Annotated in this window: 15 protein-coding genes; 4 read left to right on the plus strand and 11 right to left on the minus strand. The window is 64.5% G+C overall.

The genetic code is table 11. The features are described 5' to 3' along the window. Nucleotides 1-132 precede the first annotated feature (132 nt). The 5 genes from P9M14_16010 to groES all read right to left on the minus strand — a co-directional run bounded on the left by P9M14_16010 (nucleotide 133) and on the right by groES (nucleotide 3614). Nucleotides 133-453: a YbjQ family protein gene (locus tag P9M14_16010; protein ID MDP8257251.1), complete on the minus strand. Its 321-nt coding sequence runs from the start codon at nucleotides 451-453 to the stop codon at nucleotides 133-135. Continuing rightward, the gene (locus P9M14_16015) at nucleotides 450-890 is read right to left on the minus strand and encodes a zf-HC2 domain-containing protein (protein ID MDP8257252.1); all 441 of its coding nucleotides are present in this window, start codon (nucleotides 888-890) and stop codon (nucleotides 450-452) included. The genes P9M14_16010 and P9M14_16015 overlap by 4 nt, the downstream gene beginning before the upstream one ends. After that, entirely contained in the window at nucleotides 880-1389 is a 510-nt protein-coding gene (locus P9M14_16020) for an RNA polymerase sigma factor (GenBank protein ID MDP8257253.1), read from the minus strand. The genes P9M14_16015 and P9M14_16020 overlap by 11 nt, the downstream gene beginning before the upstream one ends. Before the next feature lie 246 nt (nucleotides 1390-1635). Beyond that, entirely contained in the window at nucleotides 1636-3291 is a 1656-nt protein-coding gene (gene groL, locus P9M14_16025; GenBank protein MDP8257254.1) for a chaperonin GroEL, read from the minus strand. Between the two features lie 32 nt (nucleotides 3292-3323). Further along, a complete protein-coding gene (groES, locus tag P9M14_16030) occupies nucleotides 3324-3614 on the minus strand; it encodes a co-chaperone GroES (GenBank protein ID MDP8257255.1) in 291 nt (96 codons plus the stop codon). 180 nt (nucleotides 3615-3794) lie between these two features. Here groES and P9M14_16035 point away from each other — a divergent pair, with 180 nt between their 5' ends. Then, a complete protein-coding gene (locus tag P9M14_16035; GenBank protein MDP8257256.1) occupies nucleotides 3795-6827 on the plus strand; it encodes a radical SAM protein in 3033 nt (1010 codons plus the stop codon). On the opposite strand, the gene P9M14_16040 is transcribed toward P9M14_16035, so the two are convergent. From P9M14_16040 to P9M14_16065, 6 genes are all read right to left on the minus strand, one after another. Continuing rightward, entirely contained in the window at nucleotides 6738-8348 is a 1611-nt protein-coding gene (locus tag P9M14_16040; GenBank protein ID MDP8257257.1) for a glycosyltransferase family 39 protein, read from the minus strand. The genes P9M14_16035 and P9M14_16040 overlap by 90 nt on opposite strands. A gap of 126 nt (nucleotides 8349-8474) precedes the next feature. Then, nucleotides 8475-10277, minus strand: a complete 1803-nt coding sequence (locus P9M14_16045) for a long-chain fatty acid--CoA ligase (GenBank protein ID MDP8257258.1) — start codon at nucleotides 10275-10277, stop codon at nucleotides 8475-8477. Nucleotides 10278-10375: 98 nt separating this feature from the next. Next, nucleotides 10376-10939 carry a hypothetical protein gene (locus P9M14_16050; protein MDP8257259.1) on the minus strand — a complete coding sequence of 188 codons (564 nt, stop codon included), beginning with the start codon at nucleotides 10937-10939 and terminating at the stop codon, nucleotides 10376-10378. Beyond that, nucleotides 10827-11987, minus strand: coding sequence for a hypothetical protein (locus P9M14_16055; protein MDP8257260.1), 1161 nt, complete (start codon nucleotides 11985-11987; stop codon nucleotides 10827-10829). The genes P9M14_16050 and P9M14_16055 overlap by 113 nt, the downstream gene beginning before the upstream one ends. Beyond that, entirely contained in the window at nucleotides 11984-13636 is a 1653-nt protein-coding gene (locus P9M14_16060) for a hypothetical protein (protein MDP8257261.1), read from the minus strand. Before P9M14_16060 ends, P9M14_16055 begins: the two co-directional genes overlap by 4 nt. Before the next feature lie 42 nt (nucleotides 13637-13678). Then, nucleotides 13679-15160, minus strand: a complete 1482-nt coding sequence (locus P9M14_16065) for a hypothetical protein (protein MDP8257262.1) — start codon at nucleotides 15158-15160, stop codon at nucleotides 13679-13681. Nucleotides 15161-15328: 168 nt separating this feature from the next. Between P9M14_16065 and P9M14_16070 the strand changes: the two genes are divergently transcribed. From P9M14_16070 to P9M14_16080, 3 genes are read left to right on the plus strand one after another with little or no spacing between them, the layout of a single operon-like run. Beyond that, the gene (locus tag P9M14_16070) at nucleotides 15329-16096 is read left to right on the plus strand and encodes a hypothetical protein (protein MDP8257263.1); all 768 of its coding nucleotides are present in this window, start codon (nucleotides 15329-15331) and stop codon (nucleotides 16094-16096) included. Between the two features lie 49 nt (nucleotides 16097-16145). After that, nucleotides 16146-18521 carry an MMPL family transporter gene (locus P9M14_16075; protein MDP8257264.1) on the plus strand — a complete coding sequence of 792 codons (2376 nt, stop codon included), beginning with the start codon at nucleotides 16146-16148 and terminating at the stop codon, nucleotides 18519-18521. 35 nt (nucleotides 18522-18556) lie between these two features. Continuing rightward, on the plus strand, nucleotides 18557-19060 hold the full coding sequence (locus P9M14_16080; protein ID MDP8257265.1) for a PaaI family thioesterase: 504 nt from the start codon (nucleotides 18557-18559) through the stop codon (nucleotides 19058-19060). The last annotated feature ends 368 nt before the right edge of the window (nucleotides 19061-19428 follow it).

The following is a 19428-nucleotide window of genomic DNA, read 5'->3' on the forward strand; positions in this document are numbered from 1 at the left end:
ACGGCCGTTCGAACGATGATCTGAGGCGCAAGACCTCGAATAGGCGGATGGAGGGAGCTGAAATCATCCTCGCCGGAGGAAAACCAGCAACGATACTTGACTGCCCTCTTTCATAGGCGGCTCAAAGGTGCCTTACTGGTCGGCGAATTTAACCGCCGTGCCGTATGCCAACAGCTCGGCTGCGCCGGACATCACCTCGGAGGTGGCGAAACGCACCATCACCACCGCGTCGGCCCCCAGTTGTTCGGCCTGAAGAACCATCCGGTCCAGAGCTTGTTCGCGGCTCTGGGCGAGCATCTTGGTGTAGTCGGTGATCTCGCCGCCGATCAGGTTGCGAAACACCGCCAGAATGTCGCGGCCCACGTTCCTGGCGCGGATCGTGTTGCCGCGCACCATCCCCAGAGTCTGGACTACCGGTTTACCCGCCACGTTCTCGGTTGTGGTGATAATCATCTTTCGATCTCCCTGTATGGATCGTGCTTGAGCGTTGTCAGCCGCTGACGCAGGGCCGAGACGCCGAGTACGGCCAGGCCGACCAGCCCCACCGGCACGCTGATCCTGACCAGCAGCGACAGCTCGGGGTTGAAAATCAGGTCGCGCACCAGGGCGATGCACCCGGCCGCCAGCAGCAAAGTCGCGGCGATCGAGAGCAGCACCCAGCCGATGCGGCGTTCCAGCCGCGCGTAAACTCCGTGCTCGAAATCATCGAGCCGCTGGTCGTTCTCGCGGGCGAAGAGCATCTGCATTGTCTCCTGTTGTGAGAGCAGGTCCTGGTAAAGCGCGCGGCAGTCGGCGCACTGTTCGAGGTGAGCCTTGGCCTGCGCGAGCTGCGCCTGGTCGAGCTCGCCGTCGACCAGCCCCGAGATTAAGACGCCTTCCTCACAGCCCATGTTTCTTCCTCAACGCCTCGCGGGCGTGGTAGAGCCTGGACATCACGGTCCCTTTGGGAATTTCCAGACGCTGGGCGATCTGCTCGTAGCTCAGCCCATCGACACAGCGCAGGGCCAGAATCTCCTGGTGCGCCGGGCTCAGGCCCGAGAGCGCCTGCAACAGCTGCAACGCCTCGGCGCGCTTTTGCGGATCACAGTCCGGTCCCGCGGCCTGCGCCACCAGCAGCTCGTCGTCGCCGGCCTTGCGCCGACGTTTGGTCTGACGCACGCGTCCCAGTGCGCAGTTGCGCAGGATGCGGTGGAACCAGGGGTTGAACGGACGATCCAATTGGAAGGTTTTGCGCGCCTGAAACACGCGCATGAATCCGTCCTGGGATGCGTCCATCGCCTCGTCGTGATCGCGCAGAATCGTTAGGCAGTAGCGGTAGGCCCGCGCCTTGTGGCGCTTCATCAGCTCGGTGAAAGCCTGTTTATCGCCAGTTTGGGCGAAAGTCCGCATCAGTTCCTCGTCAGTGGCGCCGCTCAAATCTTTGCGGCCAACACCGTCGATATGCCGATCGCGGCCAGAATATTCAATGTCGCTCTTCATTTTCCGCAAGAGAATACAACAAACCGCGAATCAGGGCACCATAGGGGTGCCCCACGCGAGTGCGTACTCAAATATTTCTAAACCAATATTATTGCCTCCCCAATAAAAAAGGGCCGCCCGGTCGGGCGGCCCTGTAGATTACATTTGGAGCGTGGGTTACATCATGCCGCCCATGCCGCCCATTCCACCCATTCCGCCCATACCGCCCGGAGGCATCGCCGGACCACCGCCCGCGTTCTCTTCGGGCTTGTCGGTGATCATCACCTCGGTGGTCAGCAGCATGCCGGCCACGCTCGATGCGTTCTGCAGTGCGGTGCGAGTGACCTTGGTCGGGTCGATGATCCCGGCCTTGATCATGTCCGTGTACTCCTCGGCCGAGGCGTCGAATCCGAAGGAACCCGTCTCGTTCTTGACCTTGTCGACCACCACCGAGCCCTCGAGGCCGGCGTTGGCCACGATCTGGCGGATCGGCTCCTCCAGGGCGCGCTTGACGATGTTCACACCGGCCTGCTGGTCGCTGTCGAGCTCGAGCTTGTCCAGTTCGGGCAGGGCGCGCAAATAGGCCACGCCGCCACCGGGGACGATGCCCTCTTCAACGGCCGCGCGAGTGGCGTTGAGAGCGTCTTCCACGCGGGCCTTCTTCTCTTTCATCTCGATCTCGGTCGCGGCGCCGACGTTGATCACGGCCACGCCGCCGATCAACTTGGCCAGGCGCTCCTGCAGCTTCTCACGGTCGTAGTCCGAGGTGGTGTCCTCGACCTGCGCGCGGATCTGCTTGACGCGGCCTTCGATATCTTGCTTGGTGCCCGCGCCGTCGACGATCGTGGTGTTGTCCTTGTCGATCACGATGCGTTTGGCCTTGCCCAGGTCGTTGAGGGTCACGCTCTCGAGCTTGATGCCCAGCTCCTCGGCGATCACTTTGCCGCCGGTGAGGATCGCGATGTCCTCGAGCATTGCCTTGCGGCGGTCGCCGAAGCCCGGGGCCTTGACGGCTGCCACCTGCAGGGTGCCGCGAATCTTGTTGACCACCAGCGTGGCCAGGGCCTCGCCCTCGATGTCCTCGGCGAGGATCAGCAGCGGGCGACCGAGTTTGGCCACCTGCTCGAGCACGGGCAGCAGGTCCTTCATCGAGCTGATTTTCTTCTCGTTGAGCAGGATCAGCGGCTCTTCCAGAATGATTTCCATCCGCTCGGCGTCGGTGACGAAGTACGGCGAGAGGTAGCCGCGGTCGAACTGCATGCCCTCGACCACCTCTAAAGTGGTCTCCATGCTCTTGGCCTCTTCGACTGTGATCACGCCCTCTTTACCGACTTTGTCCATCGCCTCGGCAATGATGTTGCCGATGGTCGCGTCGTTGTTGGCCGAGATCGTGCCCACCTGGGCGATCTCTTTCTGGTCCTTGGTCGGCTTGCTGAGCGAGGCCAGCTGCTGGACAACGATGCTCGTTGCCTTGTCGATGCCGCGCTTGATGTCCATCGGGTTGGCGCCGGCGGCCACGACCTTGGAACCCTCGCGGTATAGCGCCTGGGCCAGCACGGTGGCTGTGGTGGTGCCGTCACCGGCCACGTCCGAGGTCTTGGAAGCAACTTCCTTGACCATCTGCGCGCCCATGTTTTCGAATTTGTCCTCGAGATCGATTTCCTTGGCCACGGTCACGCCGTCTTTGGTGACGGTCGGGGCGCCGAAGCTCTTGTCGAGGATTGCGTTGCGGCCTTTGGGGCCCAAAGTGGCCTTGACCGCGTCCGCCAAAACGTTGACGCCGATCAGGACTTTTGTCCGGGCGTCAGTACCGAATCTTATCTGTTTGGCCATTTTTCTCTCCTTAGCTCACACTGCTGTGGGCGTTAGTCTTCGATTACGCCCAGGACGTCTTCTTCACGCATAATCAGGTACTCATCGCCCGAGATTTTAACCTCGGTGCCCGCGTATTTGGAAAAGAGGATGCGATCGCCTTTTTTGACATCCAGCGGGCTCTTGGAGCCGTCGTCTCCGACTTTTCCCTCGCCCACGGCGATGATTTTGCCCTCAGCGGGCTTTTCTTTGGCGCTGTCGGGAATGATGATCCCGCCCTTGCTCGTTTCCTCTTCGGCAAGACGCTCGACGATTATCCGGTCGTGCAGCGGCCTGATCTTCATATCTGTTGTCTCCTTTCGTTCAGAATCAGAACTTGTGAAAAGTTATATGTTTAAGTGTACTTATCTTGTAAAGGTCAATTGTCCCCATTTTGGGCAGAGGAAACGTAACCATGTGCCCGGTGAGTGTCAAGTGTAATTACCCAATTTTTTTCATTTATTATTTAATGTAATGTATGCGCCATGAGCCGCAACTTCGATCTGGACATCGCGCTCGTGATTTGCCCGTTCTGGGGGGTGGAGACGCCGCCGATCGGCCTGGCCTACCTCGACGAATCGGTGCGCGCCGCGGGCCTGAGCAGCAAGGTGATCGACTTCAACCTCGAGGTCTATTACAAGCAGCCTTCTGAACGCCGCGAGATGTGGCGCACCACGATCAACGTCACGCGCAATGTGCTTCAGCGCTCGGCCGACCTGCTGTCCTCGATGGACGACGATCTGGAACAAATGGTGCAGCGGCTGATCGCGCTCAACGCGCGGATGATCGGCTTCTCGGTGAGCCTGGGCAGCCTGCGTGTAACGCGCGAGCTGCTGGGTCGACTGCGCGCGGCCGGCGTGCGCTCCAAGCTGGTGCTCGGCGGCCCGTTCTTCTTTGACCAAAGTCAGGCGCGACGGGTGATCGCGCGTCAAGCGGACTACATCGTGGCCGGCGAGGGCGAGGCAGTGCTGGTCGATGCCCTGAGCGCCATGCGACGCGGCGAGGATCCGACCGAGGTTCCGGGATTGCTGGCGATCAGCGACTCGGGGGTGTTGCGCGGGACCGGGCGCGAAGCGCCGCCCGTGATCGACTACCCCTATCCGCGCTACGCCGGGTTCGACGTGCCGCGCTACACCGTGGGGCGCATCGACGTGCTCTCGAGCCGCGGCTGCGTGAGGAAGTGTCGTTTTTGCAACGATTTCCGCTATGCCGGGCGCTTTCGCGTGCGGCCCGAACAAAGCGTGATCGAGGAAATGCGCTTTATCCGCGACGAGCATGGGCTGCTCAAACTGATGTTTCTCGACCCGGTGTTCAACGGCGACCTGCAACGCGCGGCACGGCTGTGCGATAAAATCATCGAGGCCGATCTGGGCATCGGCTGGTCCGCACAACTGATGGTCCATCCGGGCATGGAGTCCGCGGATTTCGAGCGCATGGCCGCCGCGGGCTGCACCAACGTGGACATGGGCCTGGAGAGCGGCGTTGACAGCGTGCTGGCGGCGATGAACAAACCGTACACTGCGCAGCAGGCCTCGCGGATGATTCGCGGCCTGGCCGCGGCCGGGATCAGCCCCAAGGTCAACCTGATAGTCGGCTATCCCGGCGAGTCGGACGCGGATTTCGAGGCCGGCATGCGCTTTATCGAGGACCATGCGGACGCGTTGGTGGGCGTGGGCCTGCTCAACACCTGCCTGATCAATTCCGACAGCTACCTCGACCTCCATGCGCGCGAGCTGGGGCTGCTGATGGGGCGCGACACCTGGGCCGCGGCGACCTGGGCCGATCGCCTGGGAAACTCGTTTGAGCTGCGCAAGCGCCGGGCGCAACGGATGTTGCAGACCCTCGAGCGCTGCGGCCTGCCCGTTGACGTGAATAACGTGCTGTGGGAGATCGAGGCCGAGCCGCAGGTGGTCTCGCGCCAGCGGATTTTGATCGAAGGCGCCGACCTGCTGCCGCTGCCGCACCGTCTGGACGAAGCTCAGCCGCCCCCCGGGCCGCTGCCGCAAATTCAATCGTACGAGATCGAGCCCGGCCGTTTTACAAACGGCGCCTGGCAATGCCCGGTGGGCGTGCCGCTGTCCATCAGCGTGACTGCCTGCGATGTACACCCCCAGCGCGAGGTGCGCATCGGCGTGGAGCTGTGGCTCTCGGGATTTCTGGTCACGCGGCTGCTCAGCCCGCCGCTGAGCTGCGACAAGACCGGCCGCGCGCGCGCCGGACTGCTGATCCAGCGGCTGGAGCTCGAGCCCGAGGTCTATTCCCTGTCGTTGACCCTCGAACAGCGCGAGGGTCCGCGCCCAATGCTGCGCGATGCGCGTATTTGCCGCGACGTGCAGGTCGTGGCCCAGGACCAGGCCGCGCCCACGGTTTTCCACCTGCTGCGGACGCGGCACCACTGGCGCGTCGATCCGCTCCGCGCCGGGTCCTGCGCATCCGGGCCTGCGCACATCGCCGGAGTCAAGGTCGAAAATGCGCCGTCCCTGGCCGGCGAGCGCGGCGAGACCGTGGTGACAGTCCAGGTCGCGTCGTCCGAGCCTGTGGCCGACCCCAAGCTGTTCGTCGAGATCCTCAGCAACTCGCGCGGCCTGTTGCGCGCGGCGGGCTTTGATTTACAGGCCTACCCGGGCCACGCGCTGATTCCCGCGGGCGGGGCATTGGTCGAGCTGGTGCTGCCCGAGCTGGCCCTGGGCTGGGGCGCTTACGCCGTGGCCGCCGGACTGTTTGCGGACGACCGACGAAGTGCGCTGCTCAGTGAGGCCTCGCTGGAGCGGCCGTTCGTGGTCAAGGTGCGTCCCGACCGCGCGGTGGAGGGGCTGGTCGTGCCGCCTCACCGTTGGATCGATGCGCAACTCCCTGCGCCGGCAACCGATACGCCCCCCGAGCGCTTTACCGGCGATCCGCTCAAGGCTTTAATCAACGATGAGGCGAGTTTGATCGACGCCTCGTACTTTGACTTCGATTTGAACGGCGTGCGCTACTTCCACTTCGAGTCCGAGGCGTTGATCGAACAACGCGATGATCGTGAGCTGCGCCTGGTTCGGCGCTGGGGCGCGTGGTCGAGCCTGCCGCGCATCATCGAAAGCGTGGAACGAGTGGATGGGCGACTGCGCTGGCGTTTGGCAATCGAGGCCGCGAACCTGGACGGGCTCCAGCGGGTCAAGGCCGGGCTGTTGCTCGACGCCCGGTGCACGGGATTTGAGCTTGGCGACGAGGGTCACGATCCGCAACAGCGTGGGCCGTGGGGCGTGATCGGACCGCGCGACGATGCCGGACGGATGCCCTTGGAACAATGCTTCGAGCTTACGTTAGACGCGAAGATTCCGCTGGCCGCGCGCTGCAACGGATCGCGGGTCGCGCTGAGTCCGGGACCGGACGCCCCGGCGCTGATGCCGGTGCTGCAGTCGGACTGCGACGGGGCCTGGGGCTTGTCAGTCTACGCTGTTAAGCCGCGGCGGGTCGGGGAGCGCCTGGTGCTGCTGGACCTGCTGATCGATTGCGACGGAGTCCGTCCCTCGTAAATAGATCAAGATCGTGTTGCCCGGATCGGGCACAATCCGCCGCACCAGCTCGTACTCCTGCTCCAATATCTCAAGGTCGCGCTGCATGTCGCGCAGGGTGAAGCCGCGCTGCTCTTGGTCGAACAGCATGGAGTAGCGGTCCTCGGAATCGAGCACCAGGAAGCGCTCCACGTAGTCGCGGTTGCGGTTCAGGCAGTCCTCGTCAGGCCCGCAGTCCATCAGCACCACGTCGGCGCGCGATGCGTCGCGGGCGCGCAGGGCGTTGTGGAAATGGATGTACTCCCAGGTCGGCTTGAGATTGGCGAAGAGCTCGGGATCGGCCGCATGCTCATAGTGCAGGTAGTTCTGCCAGAGGTGGTAGTTCGTCCAGTAGGGGTGCGAGGCGACGATGATCGGATCCTTGTCCGGGAAGCGCGCGTGTCCCAGCTCGTCGCAAAGTTGCAGCATCTGTCGCGCCTGAATTTCGCCCCACAGCAGGTCGCCGCGGTGCTGGGGTCCCATGATCGTTTCGAACGCCGGGGGATGAGTGCGTTGCGCGGCGAACGCCGCCACGTGGGTCGCCAGGTAGAACACGGCCACGCCCAGGCCCAGTCCGCGGCGCAGGGTTCCACGGGGCATGCCGCTGATCAGGCCCGGCGCGATCATCGCGCACAACGGCAGCAACGGCAGTAAATAGCGGTGATCCAGGTGCGGGGGCACGGCGAAGATCAGCAGCGGGCCGCCGATCCCGGCCAGGGCCAGCAGCAGCGCGCCGCGCCGCGCCGGTCGCGACGTGAGATACAGCGCCAGTCCGCAGGTCGCGATGATCAGCGGCCAGGCGCGGCGGCCGATCATCTGTAAAAAGTAGTCCAGCAGCACGCGCAGGTTGGCCGTGTAGCGATACTCGAGGAAGTACGGGTCGAGGCCCGAGGTGCGAGAGAATTCGCCCGTGTCGAACACCAGCAGATACCAAGGCCCGGCCACGACCGCCAACAACCCAAGGCTGATCAGCATCCCGCCGATGCGTCGGCGGCGCAGCCGCGGCTCGCGCACAAGCGCGCCCAACCAGTCGATTCCCAGCACGATAAACAGCGGGCCGACGTAGGCGCCGAAGCTCCACTTGGTTAAAAATCCGGCAGCCATCACCAGTCCCAGCAGCGCGGCGAAATGCGGCCGAGCCAGGCGCTCCGAGGCCAGGTAAGCCCACAGCGCCAAAGGCACCAGCGGCAGCAGCAGTCCCTCGGGCGCGAGGAATTTGGAATAGATAGTCACACCGGGCAGCGCCGCACAGACCAGGGCCGCGCCCGCGCCGGCGAGGTTGGAGCGAAACAGCCTGCGTGCGGCCAGGGCCGCGGCAAGGATGCCCAGGCAGTACAGCGCCAGTCCGGCCAGCACGTGCGGTTGGTAGTCGATGCCAAACAGCGGGTAGCCCAGGGCCAGCCATAGGTTGTAGCCGAAGGGGTAGAACCCGGGAAGCTGAATCACCTGCAGCGGATCGCGCAGATTCGGATCGGTCAGGTTGTTGAGAAACGAAACTCCCAACCCGTAGTACGGGCCGCTGCTCAGGTAGCACCAGGTCTCGACGATCAGCGTCAGGCAGGCTGCGGCAACGGCCGCCCACAGCGGCCAAGCGGGATCGTGGGGGCGGGCCGGCTGGTCGATCTGTCGTTACTCGGCGTACATCTGCTCGATTTCGTCCCGGAAGTGCTGGTTGACCTCCTTGCGCCGCACCTTCTGTGTGGGGGTCAGCATGTTGTTCTCCTGGGAGAACTCCGAGGACGAGAGCACGAACTTCTTAATTGTCTCGAACTTGACCAAGTTGCCGTTGACGCGATCCACGGCCTCGGCGATCAGGCTGATTACCGCCGGGTGTTTGACCGTCTCCTCGCGGCTGGTGAAGCGCAGGTGCTGCTCCTTGGACCAGCGGTCGATCTCGGTAAAATCGGGCACGATTACTGCGGTGAGGTATTTGCGCGCGTCGCCGACGATATTGACCTGCTCGATGCTCTTCTCCATCAGCAGCAGGTTCTCGATGTTTTGCGGGGCGATGTTCTTGCCCGAGGCGGTGATGATGATGTCCTTTTTACGGTCGGTGATCCGCAGGAAGCCATCGTCGTCGAGCAGGCCGATGTCGCCGGTGGCCAGCCAGCCCGCGGGGTCGAAGATCTCGGTCGAGCACTGGGGGTGGCCGAAGTAGCCGAGCATTACGTTCGGGCCGCGCACCTGGATCTCGCCGTCGTCGGCGATACGCACCTCGACTCCGGGCAGTGGGCGGCCCACGGTGCCCAGCTTGATCGCGTCGGGGCAGTTGGCCGAGACGATCGGGCTGGTCTCGGTCAGGCCGTAGCCCTCGTAGAGCTTGATGCCGATCGCCCAGAAAAATTCGGCGATCTCCGGGGCCAACGGCGCGCCGCCGCTGACGAAGTAGCGCAGCCGGTTGCCGTAGCGCTCGGCGATCCGCGAGAAGACCAGCCGCCGGGCCAGCTCGTGCTTGGCGCGTAGCACGGCGGGCACGCGCATGCCGGCCAGCTCGCGCTCCGCCTTTTCGCGGCCGATGCCCAGCGCCCAGACAAACAGGCTGGCGGCCGTCCGGCCTAATCCGTGCACGTCGTCGAGAATCCGGGCGTGCATCTTCTCGAAGATCCGCGGCACGGCGACCATCACCGTGGGGTTGATCTCCTCCATGTTGGCGGCCAGGGCATCGAGGCCCTCGATATAGGCCACCGAGGCCCCGGCGTAGAGCACCGAGAAGTGGCTGGCCGTGCGCTCGAAGCTGTGGCTCAGCGGCAGACAGGACAGGGCCACGTCGCTGGAGCCGATGTCCATCACCTTCATCACCGCCTCGACGTTGGAGATGATGTTGTAATGGCTGAGCATCACGCCCTTGGGCATGCCGGTCGTGCCCGAGGTGTAGATCAAGGTCGCGGTGTCGTCGGGCGTGATCGAGTCGATGCGGTGCTTAAGCTGCGCTGGGTCGCCCTTGTCGCGTCCGATGTCGCAAAGCTGCGCCATGCTGATTACCAGCGGGTCGCGGTCGGTGATGTCCTGGATCGGGTCGAAGATCACGATTTGTTCCAGGCTGGGCAGGGTGTTCTTGACCCGCAGCACCTTCTGCAGCTGGTTGTTGTTCGAAACCAGGCAGATCCGCGCTCCGCAATCGCGAATGATGTAGCCGACCTGCTCGGGCGTGTTGGTCGAGTAGATGCAGGCCTGCACGCCTCCGGCGCTGAGTACGGCCAGGTCGCTGATCGCCCACTCGGGCCGGTTTTCGCTGAGCAGCGCCACGCGGTCGCCGCGTTCGAGCCCCAGGGCGATCAGTCCCAGGGCGACACGCTGGACCTGTTCGCCGACATCGGCGTAAGTGCTGTGGCTCCACAGGCCGTCCTCTTTGAAACGCAGACACGGCTTACGTGCGTGGCGCTTGGCGCGCGCCATGAAAATCTGGGCTAGGTTGTCCTCGCGTGCGACCATTGATCTCCCAATCCTTAGCCGACTTCATTCGGCAATCGATGCTTCGTCCCGGCCGTCATTCCGGTCGAAGATATCCCATCATGCAAATAAGCGGAACATTATGCGCCAGGATCAACGGCGCTGCCAAGCCCGTCAACCGTCGGGGGCGGCTGATAGCGGGGCACGCCGGGCACGGCGTCGAGCTCGATCACCAGCGCGCCGGCCCCGCTGCAAAGCGCCAGGCACGATTCGTCGGCCGCCACGTCGATCCAGCGCGGCCTGCGCCCCACGTCGAGCACGGCCAGTGTCTGAAGATCAGCGGCGCGCAGCAGGTAGAGCTCTCCGCTCATGTAGTTCGATACCGCCAGCAGCTCGCGGCCCGGCGCCAGCGCCACGAAGCGCAGGCCTTGACCGAGCTGAACGCGATCGACCTGTTCGCGGCGCTCAAGGTCGAAGACCAGCACGTCGCCGCCGAGAAAGCGCGTCAAATACAGCCGACCGCGGCGATCATCGAGCGCCAGGTTGGCCAGGAACGGCGCGGGCTCGCCCAGTTCGATCTGTGCCAGCAGCTCAAAGCTTTCGAGGTCGAACACGCTGAGCACACCGGAGTTGCTGGCGTGGTAGATCTCGCCGCGCGACTGGCTGATCACGAAATCGGTGTTGCGGCCGCTGACCGGGATCATCAGCGGCAGGCCCCAGACGGGCCAGCGGGTCCACGCCGTAGGCGAAGATCGCCCGATGGCTGTCCGAGAGCACCAGCGCCAGGGAATGCTGCGGCGAGTAGCGCACCAGTCCCAGCCGCCCCTGGATCATCTGCAGCGACTCCAGGCGCTGGAACGGATCGTCGCCGATCAGCTCCAGCCGGTCCAGACCCTGGTCGGGCATCAGGTAGCGCCCGGCCGCGCAGTCGCGCTCGAGGTTGTCGCCCGCCGTGCCCGCCAGCTCGATCGACTCGGCCGCGCCTTGGCCGTCGATCGGCAATTTGACCAGGCGCGAATTGCGCTCGAACAACGTGCGGCTGCCCAGCAGCAGATGCTCGCCATCGCAGCTGAAAATCGCGAAGCGCAGGTGCGTGCCCAGCAGATCCTCGAGATTTTGGGAACCGCGGCCGTAGAGCATCAGTGGCCGGGCCCAAGCCTGGGACTCGATACGCTTTGCCGCGCCCAAATCCGGCGCGAGGTAGAAGCGCAGGTCGTTGGCCAGCACCAGACCCAGGAAGGCGAACAGCGAGAGCAGCGGCAGCGCCAGCCTGCGCGCGGCGCCCTTGTACGCCGCGAGCAGCAGCGCCGCGCATCCTAATAAATACAGCGCGAGAATCGGCCAGGGCAGCTGCACGGCGAACACACCCATCGACAGCAGTAGCAGCGCCAGGGGCCAGACGCGCTGCGGCCAGCGCCAGCGGCAGACGATGAACGCCGCGCTGACCACGGCCAGGGCGATCGATTCGCGTTGGCCGGTGAGCCACGAGAGGCGGATCATCATCGATTGCACGATGAAGTTCAGCAAATAGAACGGACTGCCCAGGGCGAGCACGATCCAGCGAAATACCGCCATGCGGCAGATGATCGGCCGCAAGCAAGAATACAGCGCGATCGCCGCCACCGAGCCGATGGAGACCGGCCGCGAGTAGAGGTAGAAGATCGCGGTCAGCGGGAAGAACACCACCTCGAGCACGACCAGCGTGGCCAGCGCCTCGAGCCACAGCTTGCGTGAAAGCTCCCTGCGGTTCACAGCGCTCCCACTCCGTTGGCGAGGTCCACACGGAACGTGCCGAACAAGCTCAGCGCGTACAGCGCGTCGCCCTCGGGCGAGATCGACAGCCCGCGCAGCAACGGCCCGAGCCGGATCGCGTACAACGTGCGGCCGCTCTCAAGATCCACCGCGCGCAACGTGCCGCTGAAGTACTCGGACACGAACAGCACCGGCAGCCGCGGGTGCAAGGCCAGAAAGCGCGCGCCGAACCCGACGTTCAGCGCCACGCGCTGTTTTAGGGTTTGCGCGTCGAATCCCAGCACCTGCGAGCGCAGGGGCAGGGCGACCCACACCAAGTCGCGTTGCGCGTCGGTCAGGGCGGCGAAAGCCACGAACCCGGCCAGGGCGCGGCCCGCGGGCGACAGCCCCGCGCGGTCCAGGCGATGCAGCCAACCATCGAATGCGTCGAGGGTCCACAGGTACGGCGCGTCGCCGGGCCCGACGCTCACCGCGTACTGCCCCTCGCGTTGCGACAGTGCGATGCTTCGCTGAAGCTCGAGGCTCTCCAAATCGAACACGGCCAGGGCCGGTCGGTTCTCGCAACTGGCGAACAGTCGGCCGTACTGTTCGTCGATCGCCAGCTCCGAGGTCTTGGGGCAGCCGGTGCTCAGCCCGCCTTGGGGTCGTAGGGTCAGCTCGTCGATCAGCACCACCTGCAGCTCGGGAGCGGTATGGTTGGCCACAAAAAGCACGCCGCGCTTCGGATCGCGTACAAACTGCTGTAGATGGCTGCCCGGAATCTGGGCGCGTTGCACCTCGCCCAGGTCCGGGTCGAGGCGCGCGATCACGCCGGTGCGGTTGTAGGTCGCCAGCACGCCCTGGTCAACGGCCTCGATCCAGAAGCCGTCGGGACGGTCCGAGAGCCGTCTGACTCCGGGCCAAGGCTCGGCGCCCGCGTCGCGTACGTGCACAGCAGTGCTCAGGGTCAGGCCGCACCAGCTTACGAGCCCTGCCGTGCCGCAGAGCAACAGCAGCCCGCACAGGCTTGCCAGGCGTTTGCGCGGCCTTTGCCCCAATGCGTTGCGTGCGCCCCAGGCCAGGCCCAGACCCAGTGCCGCCGGCGCGAGTAGCGGAGTCAGGTGCAGTTTGAGCATCAGCGCCAGGGTCGCCGGAGGGCCCGCGCTCCAGCCCAGGGCGATGCCGCGGCCCAGTCCCAGTCCGACCGCTGCCAGCGTTGCCGCGGCCACCAGCGCACAGCACGTGCCCAAAATTCGCGCCGCGCGCGGACGCTTTGTAAAAAACAGCCGCCGCGCGCTCAGGCCGATCAGCGCCGCGATCAGGGCGGTCAGGAACGCCGGCCGATCCATGGACAAGCCGAACAGGGCGGACAGAACGACGACGATCAGTGCGACCAGCGCCAGGCAGTACAGGCCGATCCGCAGTAAGAGCCAGGCAGCGCGCCGCAGGGGGCGATATGCCAGGGATCCCAGGCCGAGCAGCGCGGCCAGGCCCAGCAGCGCGACGATCAGCGGCCAGATGCGCAGCAGCACAAGCTGCGCAGAACTCAGCAACACCAGCTCCAGACCGCGGTGCCACGCGCCGTGCGCACGCAGCAGCACGCCCAGGGCCCAGGCCGCGAGCACTGCCGCGGCCAAGATGTACGCTACACGGCGCAGTATTAGGAGCATTGGTTTCACAGGTTCACAGCTTAAAGCTTTTGACTGGCCGAATCACTCTTGCGCGCGGCTGCGCACGTAGTTCTCGATGTCGAACTGCGGCGCGAAGAGCTGGTCCGCGATGCGGGCCGTCACAAAGATCAGCGCCACGGCCAGGATCAGCGGCAGCACGGCCAGCAGCGCACCCTCGAGGTTGCCCGCCAAAATCAGCACCAGCCCCTTGAGGCCCATGCCGCGTATGGCATCCGGTGCGTCGGACTCGATCAGTCGCAGCGGCAGATCCAAACGGCCGCGCCCCAGGTGCAGCAGGATCAGCTCCCGGCCGGTCTCGAACAGTCCGACCAGTGCGCAGAAGGCCGTGGCCGCCAGGACCGGGTAGCGCAGCACGCGATTGGAGCGCTCGAACAGCGTGCGTTGCAGCAGTGCGGCGACCAACACGAACATCGGCATCGCCGCGGGCCACAGCAGGCCCAGGTCCCAGCCATCGGCGCGCCAAGGCTCGGCGAACAGCGCCGCGCCCAACGAGCCCAGCGCCAGCATACCCAGGGCTACGGCGAACGCGCTACGCGGCCTGCCCGGCGACTCGAAGCGCGCGATCAGCGCCAGCAGCGCGATCAGCAGCAGCGGCGTGGTGAACAGCAGACCCCGGAAGCGCACATCGGGCCCCAAGCCCAGGGCCTGGGTCAAATCCGGATCGAGCGCACCGCGTCCGAGAAACAGCAGCCGCAGCCCGGTCGCGTGGTCGCCGAGCAACTCGCGGTAATCCGGCGGCAGCACCGAGCCGAAGTGCAGGTAGTTCAGCCCCGGCGCAATCAGGGCGATCAGCACGAACGCCAGCAGCATCAACATCCAGGACGGCCCCTGGTCGCTCGACTTCTTTCGTCCGACGATCAGTCCAAGCAGCGGCACGGGCAGCAGCACGATCAGCCGGTAGTCCAGCAGCACGAAAAGGCCGCAGGCCGCGCCCAGCCCGAGGAAGTCGTGGACCCCGGCGTCGCCGTTGACCACGCGGTGTACGGTGAACGCGCACAGCGCCACAGCCATGCAAACCCAGGGGACCTTGGTCGCGCCCAGGGCCAGCGGCCAGCAGTGCGAGCCGAACGCCAGCAGCGCGGCCGCGATCAGCGCGGCACGCCAGGAGAGATTGGCGTTGAGCATAAACAGGTAGATCAGCACCACGGCGCAGGCCATGGCCAGGGCCGAGCCCACGCGGGCGAAGAGTACGGCCAGTCCCAGCGATTGCGCGGCGTCCACATCAAGCAGCGTCGCGATTCCGTGGCCCAGGGCGATCCAGGGGAAGATCATCATCGATGTGCCCGGCGGCTCGATCGAGTACAGGTCGCGCAGCTTGCCCGGGTCCAACCGCTGTCCCGCGATTCCCTCGACTCCATTAAGGTCGAGGGAATGTTCGTGTAGTAGCGTCAGCGCCTGGTGCACCGGCAGCGCCTCGTCGGGCCGCAGTACGCCCCCCTGTCCCAACACGTACAACAGTGCCAGTACAACCGCGCACGCGCCGATGATCAGCGTCTGCCGCATCCAAGTCCTATCATTAGGGAGTTTTTAATATACTTACACATTGTATTCCAAGAATAAACTTGCACACTATAATAAAGAGTGACGATTGGTACAGGAATCGTTCGGTTGACAGTGCGGCCGGATTCGGACTAAGACCTACGAAACAAGTTCACTGCGCAGGAAACCAAGATGCCGAAGAAAAAGAAGAACACCAAGTCCCATGCCCAGCGTAACGCCCGGCGGGCGATGAAGCGCTACAAGACCGAGACGGCCCGTCGCAAGAAGGCCCACTCGGTGATGAGCTCCAACGCTGTGCAGCACCAGATGATGGGGCAGTTCGGCAACGTCGAGAATTTAATGCGCAACGTGATTGCGCTGGGCGAGATGTTCTCGACTGAGCCCGACTTGGTCAAACTGCGCTTCGACGCCGAGGCGCTGTGCGCCAAGTTCGACGTGACGGACCGCGAGACCAACGCCGCCCTGCGCGACCTGTACTCCGATGAAAAAGTGCTGTACTACGCCGAGGACTTCGAGGGCTACTGGCGCGATCGGCGCCGCGAGCTGCTCCCCGAGCTGGTGACCGACGAGTTCGTCAAAGAGTGCGGCCGCGTTTTCGACGTGCTGATGCAGAAGAAGCGCGGCAAGAAGAAAGAATACCGCGCGGCAATGGCGGGCAAGCTGCTGGTCGAGACCCACAACGCGGCGCTGACCGAGGCCGACGTCGAGGACAACAACCTGTGGGAGCTGGTGTTCAACGCCACACTCAAAGAACATAAGCTCGAGCTGCCCGAACTGCCCGAGGAACCCGAAGAGACCGAAGAGACCGAGGAGTCCGCAGAGCCATCGGAGCAGGGCGAAGAGCAGCCGGCCGAGGAACAGTCCGAGGAAGAGCCGCCACAGTCCGAGGAAGAGCCCGAGGAGCAATCCGAGGAAGAGCCGCCACAGTCCGAGGAATGATCGCCTCATACTCCGCCCCGCCTAGCGCGGGCCCCGTTGTATCAGCCCCATGAGATTGCAACACCACGCCGCCGAGTTTCTAGTTGATCGGCCGCGCCTGGTGCTCGGGCTGCTGTGCCTGGTAACGCTGCTGCTACTGCCCGGACTGACCCTGGTCCAGATCGACCCCAGCCTCGAGGGGATGATCATCGACGACGATCCGGACAAGATCTACTACTACAACGAGTTCATCCCGACCTTCGGCTCCGACGAGTTCTTCGTCTTTACCTACCGCGACGCCGCGTTGTTCAGCCCCGAGGGCCTTGCCCGGCTGGCGCGGATCGTCGAGGGCCTGCAGCAAATCGACGATGTGGAGCGCGTGCTGAGCCTGACCACGCTGCCGATAATCAGCGGCCGCGAGGACACGCTGCGCGTGGCTCCGCCCGTGGACCGGCTGCCGCAATCGCGGATGGCCGCCGCGGTGCTGCGTTGGCGCGCGCTGTCCCATAGCGCGACGCGCGCAATGGTGGTCAGCGCCGATGGCCAGGTGGCGGTCAACTTCGTCTTTCTGCGCAAGGCCAGTGGTCTCGAGCAGGATCCCGAGCTGCGGGTGCGGATCACCGAGTCGATCGAACAAATTGCACAGCGCGAGCTGGGTCAGCTCGGCCTGGAACACCACATGGCCGGCGTGCCCTACGTCAAAACCGAGATCGTGCGCACGATCCTGCGCAGCATCGTCCAGCTCGGCTTGCTGGCCGTGGCCGTGCTGCTGGGGCTGCTGTGGTACACCTTCCGCTCCTGGCGCGGGGTCTGGGTGCCGCTAAGCTGCGTGATGCTGGCGCTGATCTGGACCCTGGGGCTGATGGGCTACGCCGATCGGCTGTTCCAATCGCTCGTCGCTGCCTCCGAGAGTCCGGCTGGACCGTGGATATTGATGGGGCTGCGCGGGGTCAAGCTGGACACGATCAGCACGATCCTCTTTCCGCTGCTGATGGTGGTCGGCGTGGCGCACACGATTCACCTGCTGACCCAGTACCACGAGGAGTACTACGCCGACGAACGCAACGATCGGCGCGCGGCCGTGCTGCGCACCGTGCGACATTTGGCGCGGCCCTGCCTGCTGACCAGCGTGACCACCGGCGTGGGCTTCGCCTCGCTGATGCTGGCGCGCATTCCGCCGATCCGCGCCTTCGGCCTGTTCGCGGCCCTGGGCGTACAGTTCGCCTGGCTGATCAGCATCAGCTTTGTCCCTGCGGTTTTAATGCTCAGCTCCGGGCCCCAGCGCCGTTTTCGCAAGCAGTTCGACTCCGGGCCGCTGTCGCGGCTGCTGTCGCGAATTGTCGATCTGGACCTGCGGCGGCCCAAGACCATTGTCGCGCTCTCCCTGGCGATCTGCATCGTCTCGGCCGTGGGCGTGAGCACCCTGCGCGTCGAGACCTACGTCACCGAGTTCTTCCGCGAGAACAGCAAGGTGATTCAGGGCTATCGTTTCCTGCGGCGCTACGTGACCTCGCCGGTGCCGCTGGAGATCGTGCTGCGCACGGAGCAGGGCGATTTTCTCGATCCCGAGGCCCTGGCCGCGGCCGAGCGTTTCGAGCAACGGGCGCTGGAACTGGACGAGGTGCTGCGCATCGACAGCCTGCTGGACTCGCTCCGGACCTTTCAGCGTGCGGTCAACAACGGCGACCCCGCGGCATATCGCCTGCCGCAGAACCGTGCTCAGGCCGCCGAGGCGCTGCTGCTGATGGAGTCCGATCCGCAGATGATCGAACGTCTGATCGACTTCGACCGCAAGCAGTTGCATTTGGCCGCGCGCATCGACGATCTGCCCAGCAGCCGGATCAACAAGCTGCTGGACGATTTGCGCACGATCGGCGAGCAGGAGCTCGGACCGCAAATGCAAATGCGCCTCACCGGCGGCAGCGTGCTGTTCGCCAACCTGAGCACGACTTTGATGTACGGCCAGATCTACTCGATCAGCCTGGCCCTGGCGCTGATCTCGCTGATCATGATCTTCATCGCGCGCTCGCTGCGACTGGGTTTGATCGCGATGATCCCCAACGTCGCGCCGATCCTTTTCGGCCTGGGGCTGCTCGGAATTCTCGGCTTTCCGCTGGACACCAACACGGTGATGATCGCGCCGATCGCCATCGGCATTGCGGTGGACGATTCGATCCACCTGGTAACGCGCTTTTTGCGCGAGCGCCGTAACGGCCTGGACCCGCGAGAGGCCATGCGCCGTACGATCACCAGCACCGGCCGCGCCCTGGTCTCGACATCGCTGATTTTGGCGATGGGTTTCGTGATTACCTCGACCAGCCCGTTCAAACCCCAGGGCGTGATGGGATTGATCGGCGCGGTGGCGATCATCGCCGCGCTGGCCGCCGACCTGCTGCTGACTCCGGTCTGCATCCTGGCCGTGAGCAGGCGCGACAAACAGGGCTGAGTTATAATTCGACTCGCACAACCTCGGGGGCGATTATGGAAAACACAGCCAGATCGATAGAACTGCCGCGCAGCCGCGACTGCTTTCTCTGCGGGTTCGAGAACCCACACGGGCTGGACGTGTGCATGCGTATCGTGGACCCGGGCGGCGCCGACGAGCACGCGCGCGCCGAGTTTACGCCGGCCAAGCGCCATCAGGGGTATGTCGGCGTGATGCACGGCGGCATCGCGGCCACGTTGCTCGACGAGGTGATGGGCTGGGCCCCGGCCTATCGCCGCAGGCGGATTTGCATGGCGGTCGAGCTCAAGCTGCGCTATCTAAAACCCGTGCCCGTGGACACGCCGCTTTGCATCATCGGTCGGGTCGAGGACGACAGCCGCCGTATCTGGAGCGTCAAGGGCGAGATCAACGGGCCCGAGGGAACGACCTATGTCAAAGCCGAGGGCAAGTACTTCCCCCTGAGCCCCGAGGACTCGGCCAAGGCCGACCAGATCGAGCTGATCTATGCGCCGGGATGCGCCAAACTGTTCTCAGAATAGGCACCTTGGAGGTGCACCAAGGCTCGCGTGTTACGCTGGTCGTTCAGCATCGAACCATGCCGCGTAGGCAGCTTGGGGCTGTATTAAAACTCGCGTAGTTCGCTGGTCGTTCAGCAACGATCCTCTCCGCGCCCGGCGGCTTGGAGGCCGCAGTAGAATTCGCGTAGTTCGCTGGTCGTAAGGCCACGATCCTCTCCGCGGCGGCAGCTTGTAGGCCGCAGTAGAATTCGCGTAGTTCGCTGGTCGTAAAGCCACGATCCACCCCACGGCGGCGGCTTTGAGCCGCCTATGAAAGAGGGCAGTCAAGTATCGTTGCTGGTTTTCCTCCGGCGAGGATGATTTCAGCTCCCTCCATCCGCCTATTCGAG

This window comes from Candidatus Alcyoniella australis (genome assembly GCA_030765605.1).
Lineage (GTDB): Bacteria > Lernaellota > Lernaellaia > JAVCCG01 > Alcyoniellaceae > Alcyoniella > Alcyoniella australis.